The following is a 13,528-nucleotide window of genomic DNA, read 5'->3' as shown; positions in this document are numbered from 1 at the left end:
ACAATAAATCAATTAATTAAGATGTTTTTTCAGCCAACTATTAACACTTTGACGGGTATATAGAATATCTTTAAATAAACGGTGGGTTTGATGCTGGAGCAGTTTTTCTTTATTTGTTTCCCCTGAACTCAGCTGGCTATGATTATCATTAAATCGCGAAATTAACGCAAAACCTTGTTCTGATTTTTCAGGCTGAGACTTAATTGTTTGTGTTAACAAAGCTCGCACATCATCTGCTGCAAGCAATGACGAATCTTGCAAACCCATTAACTCTTTTCTTAGCGCTGATCTTACGCCCATTACAACTTCTCCTGAACGAATAAAAAATGAAATGGACATGCATTTAGCAATTTGTACACCAATTCCAAACGCGCGCAGTGTACCCAGTAAATACTGCAGTTTTTTTACTGTTTGTAAAAGTTTAAGATTATTTATTACTGTAAATTTTAACCGCTTGAAGAGCTTAAAAATTTAATCTTGGTTCAATTGAGTGCTAGGCTTTATAATGGCTGCGATTGAATTAAGAGAGACCAACATGAACGAAGATTTCATCGAAATTGAACTAGAAGAAGAGCCAATAGAACTATGCAACTTGCTAAAAGTGCTCGACCTAGTCGAAACAGGTGGCCAAGCAAAAGCCTTAATTGGTGAAGGTTATGTTGGGGTTAACTATGAAATTTGTACAATAAAGCGGAAAAAATTATACAGTGGTGACGTGCTGGCTTTTGATGGTGAGTTGTTCCAACTTACATTAAGTGAAGATGCTACACCGAACCCTCGCCCACCGGAATCTGTTCAAAAAGCACAACCACAAAACAGTGAAGAAGCGCCAAAAAAATCAAAGCGTAAACGTACTAAAAAGCCAAAAGTGGACGAAAAAACCGGCCGCCGCCCTATCTCTTTTGGTTAACTAAATCTTGCTTAGTTAGCATAAATCACCTTTAATTGGATGCGATAATAACAACAATAAAAGGTGATTTATGGCTCCTCCGTCTTGGCTCAAGCCACTTGCTTGGGCAGCATTTGTTTGGAATCTTTTAGGCGTCATTGCATTTGTAATGCAGCTGTTGATAACACCCGAAATGATTAGCCAACTCCCTGAAGCACAACAAGCCGCATACCGCGACATCCCGCTCTGGTCAACGGCTGCCTTTGCAATAGCCGTGTTTGCAGCAAGCTTTGCGAGCATTTTATTACTCGCCAAAAAAGCCCTTGCCAGAGAGTTATTTTTAATCTCGTTTATCGCTGTATTAGTCCAGCAATATTATAATTTTGTGGTGATAGATAGCCTTGCCATGTTTGGTACTAGCGCATTAGCAATGCCATTCTGCGTGATCGTTATTGGTTTACTATTACTGTTTATTAGCCATAAAGGTAAACAACAAAACTGGCTCAACTAAAAGCACTTATTTCTGAGGGTAGTTTAAAATAACTACCCATTTATCTGTCCCTATCCCTTGAAATAAATCACATCGGCATCAACTATATTAGATAGCATATTTTTTCATCAGCTAGATGAATTTCTCAGCTGGTATTAAGTTTGCAATAACGCTGTGTCAATTTCGAAAAGGAAACAACAAGGCAAGCCAAACTGCTTGCTCAAACCACAGGGGCAAATAATGAATAACAGTTTTGATACCCAAAAGCAGCTTACGATTAATGGTGAGCAATATCATATTCACTCTTTACAAGGGTTAGGCGACAAAGCAAAACGTCTGCCATTCTCATTAAAAATCTTACTTGAAAACCTATTGCGCAATGAAGACGGCGTAAATATTAAAAAGCAAGACATCGATGCCTTATTAAACTGGGACCCACAAGCCAAACCGTCAGCAGAAGTGGCGTTTACGCCTGCTCGTGTTGTAATGCAAGACTTTACAGGTGTTCCAGCCATTGTTGATTTAGCTGCGATGCGTGATGCCATGGAAAAACTTGGTGGCGACCCTGCGAAAATTAACCCGCTATCGCCTGCCGAGCTGGTAATAGACCACTCAGTGCAAGTTGATGGCTATGGTGAAGATGGCTCATTCGACTTAAATGCGAAACTTGAATATGAGCGTAACAAAGAGCGTTACGAATTTTTACGCTGGGGACAAACCGCCTTCGATAATTTGAAAGTCGTGCCACCAGCTACCGGCATCGTACACCAAGTTAATTTAGAATATTTAGCCCGTGTGGTGTTTAACGATAGTAAAAATGGTAAATCACTCGCCTACCCAGATACCCTAGTCGGAACCGATTCGCACACCACCATGATCAATGGTCTTGGGGTACTTGGTTGGGGAGTGGGTGGTATTGAGGCTGAAGCCGCAATGCTTGGTCAACCAATCAGCTTACTCATTCCACAGGTCGTCGGCTTTAAGCTCAATGGTCGCCTGCCTGAAGGTACGACCGCAACAGATCTTGTGCTAACCGTGACAGAAATGCTGCGCAAGCATGGCGTCGTGGGTAAATTTGTTGAGTTTTATGGTGATGGTCTTGCTGATTTACCACTTGCAGACCGTGCAACTATCGCAAACATGGCGCCGGAGTATGGAGCAACCTGCGGTATTTTCCCAATCGATGATGAAACCATTAACTACCTGCGTTTAACAAACCGCGATGACAAACAACTTAAACTCATCGAAGACTATGCGAAGCATCAAGGCTTGTGGCGTAATCCTGGCGATGAAGCTCATTATACCGACACACTTGAGCTATCGCTTGATGATGTAGTGCCGAGCCTTGCCGGCCCAAAACGCCCGCAAGATAGAATCGCCCTAGACAAAGCTGGTGATATCATTGGTGAGCACTTAAAAGGCTTCCAAGATGAGCGCATGCAACACCGTGATAAAAGCGATGTTCAAGAGGCTCGCATTGAAGATGAAGGCCCAGCAACCAATCCTGATGAGCCAGTGAACGAAGCGCAATATATGGGTGCAGCTAAAGTTAACTTTAAAGGCGAAGAGTTTGAGCTTAAAGATGGTGCTTGTGTGATTGCAGCAATTACGAGCTGTACAAACACCTCAAACCCAAGTGTTATTTTAGCTGCAGGTTTAGTTGCTAAAAAAGCCAAGCAATTAGGCTTAAAGGTTAAGCCATGGGTAAAAACCTCACTTGCTCCAGGCTCACAAGTCGTGACTGATTACTTGAAAAAAGCCGACTTAATGGATGATTTAGATGCTTTAGGCTTTAATCTTGTTGGTTATGGTTGTACAACCTGTATCGGCAACTCTGGACCTTTAGCTGATGAAATCACTGATGCAATTCAAAAACATAAACTAGTAGTCAGCTCTATTTTATCGGGTAATCGTAACTTTGAAGGCCGTATTCACCAAGATGTGAAAATGAACTTCTTAGCGTCACCACCACTTGTGGTTGCATACGCTATAGCTGGTCGTACAGATATAGACGTTTATAACGAGCCCCTTGCACAAGATCCTAATGGTAATGACATTTACCTAAAAAATATCTGGCCAAGTGTCAGTGAAGTTAGCGAGCTAGTCCGTGAAACAGTGACCAAAGAAATGTTCGCATCAAGCTATAGCAATGTGTATCAAGGCGATGATCATTGGCAAAAAATTCAAATTCCTGATGGCAAACTTTATGATTGGGATGATGCGTCAACCTATATTAAAAGAGCGCCATTCTTTGATGGCATGGAGATTGAGCCTCCAGGGATCCCAAGCATAAGTGGTGCACGCTGTTTAGCTAAACTAGGTGACTCAGTAACCACTGACCATATTTCACCAGCGGGTGCGATTAAAGCAGATGCCCCAGCAGGTCTTTACTTGCAAGAGCATGGCGTACAAAAAGCACAATTTAACTCATATGGTTCGCGCCGTGGTAATCACGAAGTAATGATGCGCGGCACCTTTGCCAATGTGCGTTTACGTAATCTATTAGCACCGGGTACTGAAGGCGGTGTTACCCGTATACAACCAAACGATGAGCTCGCTAGTATTTATGATGCAGCCATGCAATATCAACAAGATGGCACGCCACTCATTATTTTAGCAGGCGCGGAATATGGCACAGGTTCATCACGAGATTGGGCAGCTAAAGGTTCACTATTACTTGGTGTTAAAGCCGTTATTGCACAAAGTTATGAGCGTATTCACCGTTCTAACCTCATTGGTATGGGTGTATTACCACTGCAATTTAAAGAAGGTGAAAGCTATGAATCACTGGGCCTAACAGGTCAAGAGTCATTCGATTTTGAAGGTTTATACGACAAAACCAATGAAGTAAGCGTAATTGCCACTAACAGTGAAGGCAAACAAATTAGCTTTAGTGTTGATGTGCGTATAGACACCCCTAAAGAATGGGATTACTACAAGCACGGCGGTATTTTACAGTATGTACTGCGTAATATGCTGGCTGAGCAGTAATTGATTTAAGTTAACTAAGGGGCTGAATTTTCAGCCCCTTTTTTTGTTTAAAACACCAATTAATTGCAGTTTAGACCAACACAATTATTTACAAAAAATGAAAAGCACATAAAAATCAGCATGTTAAAATTGGACCATAGTTTGCAAATACTAACCAGATAAAAATCACAATAATTTTGGAATCCATATGACTATTGCCTCATTCAAACGCGCAATTTGCGCGACTGCCATCTCATCAAGTTTATTATTAACTGGCTGTGTTATTCATGTCTCTCCGGGTCAAATCGCAGAACAAAAACAACAAGACTTAAACGTTTCGGCTGCAGATATAAGCGAATTAAAAATTGATGCCGAAGCAGGTTCTCTGATCATCAAAGGCGACCATAACGCCACAGCTATCACTGTGAATGCCAATATCTATGCGGCTAAAGGCGATGAAACCTATACACTAACCCTCGAAAAGCACGGCGACACCGCAGAGCTTATCAGCAAGCTCAATAATGGTAGCTTGTCGTTTTACAGTGGTTCATCACCTCATATTGATTTAATTGTCTCTGTACCTAGCAACCTTAAACTGGATATCGATGATGACTCAGGTGACATCGTTATACGTGCAATGCAAAACGATATCAGCATTGATGATGACTCAGGATCAATTTTGATCGAAGGTGGTCACAATATTAATATTGATGATGACTCGGGCGATATTCGCATTAGCAATGTAAGTGGAAATATCAACATTGAAGATGACTCTGGTTCAATTATGATAGACCAAGGCCAAGGACGTATTGATATTGAAGATGACTCAGGAGATATCCGCATCGAGAACAGCCAAGGTCCAGCACGTATTATTGATGAATCAGGTAGTATCAGCGTTAAAACACTGGCGGGTGCACTTACTATCGAAGACGGCTCTGGTGATATAGATGTAAGACAAATCAAAGGACTTGTTATTATTACCGATGGCTCTGGCAGTATTTATGTTGATGACACACTAGGCCTGACAATTATCGAAGCAGGTTCAGGTGATTTAAGTATCGATAACATCAACGGTCCTGTAAAACTGGATAGATAATCAACAATTGCTTGATTTAGAACAATCTATTAAATAACCACAGCACCTACACTTTAATTAAGGCTAAAGTGAGGTGCTTGTATGACTGAACGAACCATCATTCGAATCTTAAAAACCTTCATCATTTTAGGTTTATGCTTAATCGTTTTGGGGCATTCTTTATTAGCCGGCAATTACTTAGGTGATAGCATGGGTGTGCATGGCATAATGATCAGCGCAGCGTGTATTGCTGTTGGTGTGCTATTCTCACTGCCAACAAAAATTTATCTCACTATTTTACTGATGAAAATGGAAAGTGACCTCACCGCACAGAACAAGCAAAGTTAATTGCCACCTTGCTCTTTTAGCTGCTTTTCAAGCTGCTTAGTACGCTGCTCCATGAGCTGTTTTACCTGCTCGGCTTCTTGCATCATCTTTTGTACATTTTTAGGGTCGTATACTCCAAGTGCTGAAGATTTTTCGTCAGCTTTAACTACTGCTGGTTGCTTTTCATCAGCTTGAAATGTCTCTGCCGGTAACACCGTTATGTCGTTCGGATCTAAACTTACCGCGGTACTAGCGTAATTTGGGTGAGGTGTATCAGCATAGTGCCACTGACCCTGTTCATCTTGCCATTTATAAACTAAAACAGGTGCATTTACATCTTTGTTAAAGTTCAATTTCTCAGTTAGTTTTTTAGCTTGAATGCTTAAGGTATCGGCACCCTGCGAAGCAAAATCACTCACATCATCGCTGACTTTTTCTGAGTAACGCTCAAACATACTAAGCTCTAGGTAAGGCCTACCGTCTGGCTTTTTAATGTAAAATAGCAGCGCCACACTGGTCAGTAACATCATAACGGCAAGATAACAAAAACGCTTAATCATTCCATTTACCTATTATTGGTAGTTACTCTCAATCTTAGCAAATTCACCAGTTGATTTAAGATTTTTAATAAACTTACTGAATTGCTCACTCATTCGTTTTCCTTTTTCATTATAAGCAAACTGTAGTTGCATCGGCGCTTTGCCAACACTGTAATCACTCACAGTGAATTTGTTAAAAATTTTATTCTTCGATTTATACCACTGTAGTGTATTTTTTGCGATGACGGCAACGCGTTGGTTTTGTTCCATATCAACCAAAGCGTTAAGCATTTCAATCTCAGAATAAAAGTCCTCGCGATGTAGCTCTCCTGAAGCAAACATAGATTCAAACTGCGGGTAGGTATAACCAAACCGAGCCATTAAAACATAGCCATTGAGCTTATCAAGTTTAGGAATATGGCAACCAGTTGGCATTACAAGAATATCCTCAACAACGGAAATACTATCACTCCAATAATATTGGTTGTTTCCTCGATACCATTGTTCAGACTCTAAACGAGCGTCGACTTTGCCTTCATCAAGTAAGTGCTGCGAGCGCACCTCTGGTACAAGGATATATTGAATATTATGATTGTATTTTTCAGCAAAACGAATTAATAGCTCATCAACAAGTCCCTTCTGGCCACTATCGGCGAAGTGATAAGGGGGATAATCTGTGTCATACAGCGCAACTTTGAGCATTTCAGCCCGAGTCAATGGCGCAATAATTAACAGTAATAAAGCAACAACACGAGTCATAGATTTCTCTCACAAAATTACGCCTGAGAATTGTATATAAATAATACAAAAAAAGCGCAACCTAGGTCGCGCTTTACGAAAATTCTGATAGGAATTTAGGATTAGATACCATCACCATCAATATGTAAGCCACATTCACGGTTTAAACCGAAGAAACGAGTCTCTTCTTCTGTCATTCCAGGCTCAAGTTTACGGGTCGTGTGTACATCCCCCATCGACACATAGCCTTGCTCCCAAAGTGGGTGATACGGCAAATCGTGCTTAGTTAGGTACTGATAAATATCTCGGTTGTTCCACTCAATAAGTGGATACACTTTCACTGTACCTCGGCTAATTTCAACAATCTGCTTATCAGCACGACTTGATGATTGGTCACGGCGTAAACCGCTAAACCACGTACCGGCTTCCAGTTCGTTTAATGCGCGGCTCATTGGCTCAACTTTATTAAGTTGATTGTACTGTTTGATGCCAGCTTCACCTTGCTCCCAAAGTTTACCAAACTTCGCTTCTTGCCACGCAGGACTAAGCTCAGCTTTATAAACTTTAAGATTAAGCGCAAGTCGCTCTGTCATTTGCTCGATGAACTGGTAGGTTTCAGGAAACAAATAACCAGTGTCAGTCAGTACCACTGGAATATCTGGCTGCTGTGATGTCACTAAGTGCAACATCACAGCCGCTTGAATACCAAAACTAGACGACAAAAAGTGCGTGCTTGGTAAGTTTTCAAGTGCCCACGCAACACGCTCCTCAGCGCTTTTATCAGCCAGAAGACCATTAATATCAGCCAGCATGGCTGTTTGGTCTTCTTTGCTCATCGTTAAGATGTCTTTAAATTCACTCATGGTTAATTCCAAACCTTAAAGCGGTGTCGCTTATAAAATTATGCGTGAAAATCGGTTACTGAAACTTTGACTTCAGCAACAATGCCTTTGCGAATTACAAAATCACCAAAACACTCACCGTCATTACGCTCACTTGCCCATTGGCCGATTAGCTTATCGAATGCGTCTAGGTATACCTCTTCGCCAACATTTTCTAAATACAATTTAGGAATACGCGTACCTTCACGGTTACCACCTAAGTACACGTTGTATTTACCCGGACCTTTACCAACAAGACCCGCTTCAGCCAACATTGCTCGGCCACAGCCATTCGGGCAGCCAACAACACGCATAATGATATTGTCATCACTAATTCCGTGCTTAGCTAATAGCGCTTCAGTCTTCTCAATTAAGCTTGGTAAATAACGCTCAGCTTCTGCCATCGCTAATGGACAAGTTGGTAATGCCACACACGCCATTGAATTTTTACGCTGCTCTGTATGACTGTCATCAATTAAGCCATGGTTGCGCGCAATCTCTTCGATCACGGCTTTTTGATCCGCAGGAACACCTGCGATGATCAAGTTTTGGTTTGCCGTCATACGGAAATCACCTTGGTGAATTTCTGCAATTTTACGGCAGCCTGTTTTAAGAGGTTGATTTGGGTAATCTAAAATACGTCCACTTTGGATAAACAGCGTTAAGTGGTGCTTACCATCAATACCTTCAACCCAACCGATACGGTCACCACGGTGAGTAAACTCATACGGGCGGCTCTGCTCGAACTGAACACCGGCACGTTTTTCAACTTCTGCTTTAAATACATCAGAACCTACACGGTCTAGTGTGTACTTAGTTTTCGCATTTTTACGATTTGAGCGGTTACCCCAATCACGCTGTACAGACACAACATGCTCAGCAATTTTTAGGGTGTGCTCAAGTGGAATAAAGCCAAAGTCATCCGCTTTACGAGGATACGTTGCTGTATCACCGTGAGTCATCGCAAGACCACCACCGACTAACACGTTAAAACCAACTAACTTGCCGTTTTCTGCAATCGCCACGAAATTTAAGTCGTTAGCATGAACATCCACTTCATTGTTCGGTGGAATTGTTACTGTGGTTTTAAACTTACGCGGTAAGTAAGTTGAACCTAAAATTGGCTCTTCAGTGGTTTCACTCTTTTCACCATCTAACCAAATTTCAGCGTACGCTTTGGTTTTTGGTAATAGGTGTTCAGAGATCTTAGCAGCCCATTCGTAAGCTTCTTGGTGAAGCTCAGACTCAACAGGGTTCGTCGTACATAATACGTTTCGGTTTACATCGCCAGCAGTTGCAATTGAGTCAATGCCCACGCTATTAAGCATTTGGTGCATGCCTTTAATGTTTGGCTTAAGCACACCGTGGAACTGGAACGTTTGACGCGTCGTTAAACGAATACTGCCATAGCTGGTTTTCTCTTCAGCAAACTTATCAATCGCTAACCATTGCTCTGGTTTGATGATGCCGCCTGGCATACGAGCACGTAACATAACGTTATGTAACGGCTCTAATTTTTGTTTAGCGCGCTCAGGACGAATATCACGGTCATCTTGCTGGTACATGCCGTGGAAACGGATCAGTTGGAAGTTATCAGCAGTGAAACCACCGGTGATCTCGTCTTTTAAATCTTGTTCAATTGTGCCACGTAAAAAGTTACTTTCTCTTTTCAAACGCTCGTTATCAGAAAGCTTTACGTTTTTGTCTTGTTCGCTCATGGTATTTCCTAAATTTGTTACAGTGACGGCTGTTAGCTTTTAAACGTGATTAGTACACGTCTTTCTGATAGCGATTTGCGCTACGTAAATCTTTTAAATATTGCTCTGCTTGTTCGTCATCTTTACCGCTATTTTCTTTAATGATATCAACAAGCGCCTGATGAACATCTTTCGCCATACGGTTTGCATCACCACAGATATAGAAATGAGCACCCGCTTCTAGCCAAGCAAATATTTCTTGGCTGTTTTTGCGAAGTTTATCTTGAACATATACCTTCTCGGCTTGATCGCGACTAAACGCCACATCCACTTTAGTGAGCAAGCCTGATTTCAAGTAACCTTGAATTTCAACCTGGTATAAGAAGTCTTGAGTAAAATGTGGGTTACCAAAGAATAACCAGTTTTTTCCGCTTGCTTCGCGAGCATCACGCTCTTGTAAAAACGCACGGAATGGTGCAATACCGGTTCCTGGGCCTACCATGATAATTGGCGTTTCATCATTAGCCGGTAGACGGAAATTATCGTTATGCTCGCTAAATACTTTTACTTTACAGCCTTCTTCTGCACGACGTGCTAAATAGCCAGAACAACCACCTAAGTGTTCGCTACCGAATGCATCAAACTCAACCAGCCCCACAGTTAAGTGAACTTCTTCTTCAACTTCGGCTTGGCTAGATGCAATCGAATATAAACGTGCTTGTAGTTTACGTAAGCAATCTACTAAAGTTTGCGCTTCAAGCTGAGCTGGGTTTTGACGAATAATATCGAAGATTTGGCGAGGTTCGATGTACTCACGCATTGCTGCTTTATCTTCAACTAACTTTAATAATTCAGGGTTGCCAGTTGCTGTTGCGTATTTTTCAACAAAACCTGGGTATGACTGGGTTAATTCTAATTTTTCGATTAATGCATCACGAATACTCAGCTCTTCGTCGCCTAATTTAATCGTGCTAGATGCATCGATTTGTGTAAGCGAAAGTACTTCATCTACAAGTGCTTCGTCATTTAAGAAGTAAACACCTAGCGAATCACCCGGTGTATAGGTGATGTCTGAACCTTCTAAAGAAATTTCAACATGACGAACATCTTTGCTTGAGTCACGACCCGTAATTTTTTGCACAACACTTAGTTCTGCAGCAAATGGATTTTGCTTAGTGTACTGACTTGCTGCTGGTGCAGCTGCCCCAAATGGCATAGCTACAACTTGACCACTACTCGTTTGCTGCGCTTTAAGATCTGGCTCGAACGCATCGAGAGCACCATCAATCCACTTCGCAGCTTCATCATCGTAATCAACGTCTAAGTCAGCACGCTGGAAAATAGTTTCTGCGCCAAGCTTGTTAAAACGCTCTTCGAAATCTTTTGCTGTTTGGCAGAAGAACTCGTAGCTTGAATCACCTAAGCCAATCACAGCCACTTTAACACCATCTAGTTTTGGTGCTTTTTTAGTAGTTAAGAATTCATGTAGGCTTTCAGCATCTTCTGGTGGCTCGCCCTCACCATAGGTTGAAACAACAACAGTAATGAACTTTTCTTTTTTCAGGGCAGTTGGTTTGTAATCAGCCATGTTTACTAGCTTAACAGTTAGACCGCGCGACTCTGCTTGCTCTTTTAACTTAGTCGCAACGCCTTTTGCGTTACCCGTTTGAGAGCCGTATAAAATAGTTAACGGTGCAGCATCACTAGCAGCTGGAGCGGCAGCAACACCACCCGTTATTGCACCTGCGTTGGCATTAGCAGCTAAGTAACCACTTACCCACGCTTGCTGAATTGGATTAAGTTCAGCCACTAAGCCTTGCAGCTTTTGTACTTGCTCTTGCGATAGCGGGCTCGCCGCTGCATTTAGTTGACTTAACAACATGAATTTATTCCTCGTAACCCTGAAAAGTTAACTGCGAAATGAACTTGCTACTGTCATTTCGCGAACAATTTTTTCGACTTTAAAGACCAAATAGAAATGCTTTAAAGGTTTATCTGAGCGTGAAGAATAACGAGGTCTGATACGATTAAAAAAGAATAGAATCTGCTTTTATATTCCATTTAGTTATTAATTTAGCATTTATCCAAAAAAAACATGTTAAAAGCAAAAACTCCTAAATAAGAAACTTTTATTAATTAACATTATTGCAACATAAGCCAATTAGCCTATACTCGCTGTGTTCATTTTGAGAACAGCAAAAACTATTAAAATATAAAAAGGAAACTACAATGTCACACGGGACATGTAATAAATATATGCTAGCCAGTGGCTTACTGTGTCTAGCGAGTTCAGCATTTGCAAATGTTAATAATGCCGACTTCGAAACTTGGTCAGCAAATAGCCCTGCAAGCTGGAGCATCATAGATAGCGGTATTAGTCTTAGCGCTAATAGTAATGTGGTTTACTCAGGTAATTACTCAGCGCAAGTCGTGGTAAATACTGGCACGCAAAGTAATACCGATTTACAACAATTAGTTGATGTTGTGGCGGGCGAAAGTTATGAGTTTTCTGCTTGGGTTTACCATACAGAAGGCGGCGTAAAAGCACGCTTAGTGGTTGATGGCTATCAAGGCTATTCTAATTCAGCATTAACTAATCAGTGGCAACAAGTCAGTTACCAGTATACAGCCTCTGCAACAACGTCTATTAATGTTGGCTTACGCTTTTATGACGTCGCAGGTTTTGATGGCAGCGAAGTAGTTTATGTAGATAACTTGGCACCAAGCACAGGCTCAACCCCACCTCCTATGGGCAGCTGCGCAGATAACCAAGTATCTTTGACCCTCACTACCGATAACTATGGGGAAGAAACCAGCTGGCAAATCACTAATAGCCAAGGTAGTGCAGTGGCAGCAGGCGGCAGCTATGCAGCAAATACTCAGTACAGTGAGCAAGCATGTTTAACTGATGGTGACTATACCTTTACTATTTTTGATAGTTATGGTGATGGCATATGTTGCTCTTACGGTAACGGTAGCTATAGCCTTTCGTCAGGTCAAACAGTACTTGCTAGTGGTGCAAGCTTCCAAAGCTCAGAAGCTACGCCGTTTAGTTTAGGTGATAGCTCAGGCGGCGGTGACGGTGGTGGTACGACACCAACTGAGCCAACTGGATACTATGTTACAACGCAAGGCCTTAGTGGTTATGCACTGAAAACAGAGTTATACAACATCATTAAAGGTCACAACTCGCAGGGCTATTCAGCAATTTGGAGTTTTTACGATGTTGCTTCACGCGATAAGTATTTTGAAAATGACAACTCAATTTTAGACCGTTATTCAGAAAACCCGGCAGGCCAAGACAGCTACAACTATGTTGCTGTGAGCGATCAATGTGGTACATACAACAGCGAAGCAGATTGCTATAACCGTGAGCATTCTTTCCCGAAAAGTTGGTTTGGTGGAACAGTTGAACCAATGAATTCAGACGTACATCACATTTTTGCCACTGATGGTTATGTCAACTCAAAACGTAGTAACTACCCATTTGGTGAAGTAGCTAGTGCAAGCTATACCTCTAGTAACGGCAGCAAATTAGGCAGCGCTGCTAGCTCATTAAATTACTCAGGAACGGTTTTTGAACCTATTGATGAATTTAAAGGTGACTTTGCAAGAGCGTATTTCTATATGGCAACACGCTATGAAAACGTGATTGGCTCATGGCAAAACAACACAACCTACAGTAACGCTGTACTGAATGGTTCATCAAATCAGGTATTTGAGAGCTGGGTCGTTGCTATGTTATTAAAATGGCATAATGAGGATCCTGTTAGCCAATTAGAGCTTGACCGTAACCAAGCTGCTTATGAACATCAAGGTAACCGCAACCCATTTGTGGATCACCCAGAATTTGTAGAAATGATTTGGTAACTTCGTTATGCCAAGGCGCTTAGTTTCGGCTAAGTGCCTTTTTAAACGACAA

The 13,528-nt window shown here is 41.6% G+C and carries 12 protein-coding genes; 6 read left to right on the top strand and 6 right to left on the bottom strand.

Going from position 1 to position 13,528, the window contains the following annotated elements; translation table 11 throughout:
* Positions 1-12 precede the first annotated feature (12 nt).
* Positions 13-300 (bottom strand): hypothetical protein, encoded by a 288-nt coding sequence (locus HYD28_03195; GenBank protein ID QLE08050.1) that lies wholly within the window; start codon positions 298-300, stop codon positions 13-15.
* Positions 301-535: 235 nt separating this feature from the next.
* Here HYD28_03195 and HYD28_03190 point away from each other — a divergent pair, with 235 nt between their 5' ends.
* The 5 genes from HYD28_03190 to HYD28_03170 all read left to right on the top strand — a co-directional run bounded on the left by HYD28_03190 (position 536) and on the right by HYD28_03170 (position 5,772).
* Entirely contained in the window at positions 536-910 is a 375-nt protein-coding gene (locus tag HYD28_03190) for an RNA-binding S4 domain-containing protein (GenBank protein ID QLE10472.1), read from the top strand.
* A gap of 70 nt (positions 911-980) precedes the next feature.
* Positions 981-1,400 carry a hypothetical protein gene (locus tag HYD28_03185; protein QLE08049.1) on the top strand — a complete coding sequence of 140 codons (420 nt, stop codon included), beginning with the start codon at positions 981-983 and terminating at the stop codon, positions 1,398-1,400.
* Between the two features lie 219 nt (positions 1,401-1,619).
* Positions 1,620-4,370, top strand: a complete 2,751-nt coding sequence (gene acnA, locus HYD28_03180) for an aconitate hydratase AcnA (GenBank protein QLE08048.1) — start codon at positions 1,620-1,622, stop codon at positions 4,368-4,370.
* Positions 4,371-4,557: 187 nt separating this feature from the next.
* Positions 4,558-5,445 carry a DUF4097 family beta strand repeat protein gene (locus HYD28_03175; protein ID QLE08047.1) on the top strand — a complete coding sequence of 296 codons (888 nt, stop codon included), beginning with the start codon at positions 4,558-4,560 and terminating at the stop codon, positions 5,443-5,445.
* A gap of 81 nt (positions 5,446-5,526) precedes the next feature.
* Positions 5,527-5,772, top strand: a complete 246-nt coding sequence (locus HYD28_03170; GenBank protein QLE08046.1) for a hypothetical protein — start codon at positions 5,527-5,529, stop codon at positions 5,770-5,772.
* Here HYD28_03170 and HYD28_03165 read toward each other — a convergent pair.
* From HYD28_03165 to HYD28_03145, 5 genes are all read right to left on the bottom strand, one after another.
* The gene (locus HYD28_03165; protein QLE08045.1) at positions 5,769-6,311 is read right to left on the bottom strand and encodes a DUF4124 domain-containing protein; all 543 of its coding nucleotides are present in this window, start codon (positions 6,309-6,311) and stop codon (positions 5,769-5,771) included. The genes HYD28_03170 and HYD28_03165 overlap by 4 nt on opposite strands.
* A gap of 12 nt (positions 6,312-6,323) precedes the next feature.
* Complete coding sequence (locus HYD28_03160) at positions 6,324-7,049, bottom strand: transporter substrate-binding domain-containing protein (protein QLE08044.1); 726 nt, start codon at positions 7,047-7,049, stop codon at positions 6,324-6,326.
* Positions 7,050-7,150: 101 nt separating this feature from the next.
* Positions 7,151-7,891 carry a phosphoadenylyl-sulfate reductase gene (locus HYD28_03155; protein ID QLE08043.1) on the bottom strand — a complete coding sequence of 247 codons (741 nt, stop codon included), beginning with the start codon at positions 7,889-7,891 and terminating at the stop codon, positions 7,151-7,153.
* A 38-nt stretch (positions 7,892-7,929) separates the two neighbouring features.
* Positions 7,930-9,627 carry an assimilatory sulfite reductase (NADPH) hemoprotein subunit gene (gene cysI, locus HYD28_03150; protein ID QLE08042.1) on the bottom strand — a complete coding sequence of 566 codons (1,698 nt, stop codon included), beginning with the start codon at positions 9,625-9,627 and terminating at the stop codon, positions 7,930-7,932.
* Between the two features lie 49 nt (positions 9,628-9,676).
* Positions 9,677-11,488, bottom strand: a complete 1,812-nt coding sequence (locus HYD28_03145; protein QLE08041.1) for an assimilatory sulfite reductase (NADPH) flavoprotein subunit — start codon at positions 11,486-11,488, stop codon at positions 9,677-9,679.
* A gap of 347 nt (positions 11,489-11,835) precedes the next feature.
* On the opposite strand from HYD28_03145, the gene HYD28_03140 reads away from it, so the two are divergent.
* Positions 11,836-13,476, top strand: coding sequence for an endonuclease (locus HYD28_03140; GenBank protein QLE08040.1), 1,641 nt, complete (start codon positions 11,836-11,838; stop codon positions 13,474-13,476).
* The last annotated feature ends 52 nt before the right edge of the window (positions 13,477-13,528 follow it).

It is taken from the genome of Pseudoalteromonas shioyasakiensis, assembly GCA_013391845.1.
In the GTDB taxonomy this organism is placed as follows: domain Bacteria; phylum Pseudomonadota; class Gammaproteobacteria; order Enterobacterales; family Alteromonadaceae; genus Pseudoalteromonas; species Pseudoalteromonas apostichopi.
Note: the sequence above shows the minus strand (reverse complement) of the source record. Positions and strands in the feature narration are given on the sequence as shown.

Excerpts from the sequence above, each read along its gene's own strand:
- HYD28_03165 (QLE08045.1), bottom strand. The coding sequence starts at position 6,311 with ATGATTAAGCGTTTTTGTTATCTTGCCGTTATGATGTTACTGACCAGT.
- HYD28_03170 (QLE08046.1), top strand. The coding sequence starts at position 5,527 with ATGACTGAACGAACCATCATTCGAATCTTAAAAACCTTCATCATTTTA.
- HYD28_03145 (QLE08041.1), bottom strand. The coding sequence starts at position 11,488 with ATGTTGTTAAGTCAACTAAATGCAGCGGCGAGCCCGCTATCGCAAGAG.
- HYD28_03185 (QLE08049.1), top strand. The coding sequence starts at position 981 with ATGGCTCCTCCGTCTTGGCTCAAGCCACTTGCTTGGGCAGCATTTGTT.
- HYD28_03160 (QLE08044.1), bottom strand. The coding sequence starts at position 7,049 with ATGACTCGTGTTGTTGCTTTATTACTGTTAATTATTGCGCCATTGACT.
- acnA (QLE08048.1), top strand. The coding sequence starts at position 1,620 with ATGAATAACAGTTTTGATACCCAAAAGCAGCTTACGATTAATGGTGAG.
- HYD28_03190 (QLE10472.1), top strand. The coding sequence starts at position 536 with ATGAACGAAGATTTCATCGAAATTGAACTAGAAGAAGAGCCAATAGAA.
- HYD28_03195 (QLE08050.1), bottom strand. The coding sequence starts at position 300 with ATGGGCGTAAGATCAGCGCTAAGAAAAGAGTTAATGGGTTTGCAAGAT.
- HYD28_03140 (QLE08040.1), top strand. The coding sequence starts at position 11,836 with ATGTCACACGGGACATGTAATAAATATATGCTAGCCAGTGGCTTACTG.
- HYD28_03155 (QLE08043.1), bottom strand. The coding sequence starts at position 7,891 with ATGAGTGAATTTAAAGACATCTTAACGATGAGCAAAGAAGACCAAACA.
- cysI (QLE08042.1), bottom strand. The coding sequence starts at position 9,627 with ATGAGCGAACAAGACAAAAACGTAAAGCTTTCTGATAACGAGCGTTTG.
- HYD28_03175 (QLE08047.1), top strand. The coding sequence starts at position 4,558 with ATGACTATTGCCTCATTCAAACGCGCAATTTGCGCGACTGCCATCTCA.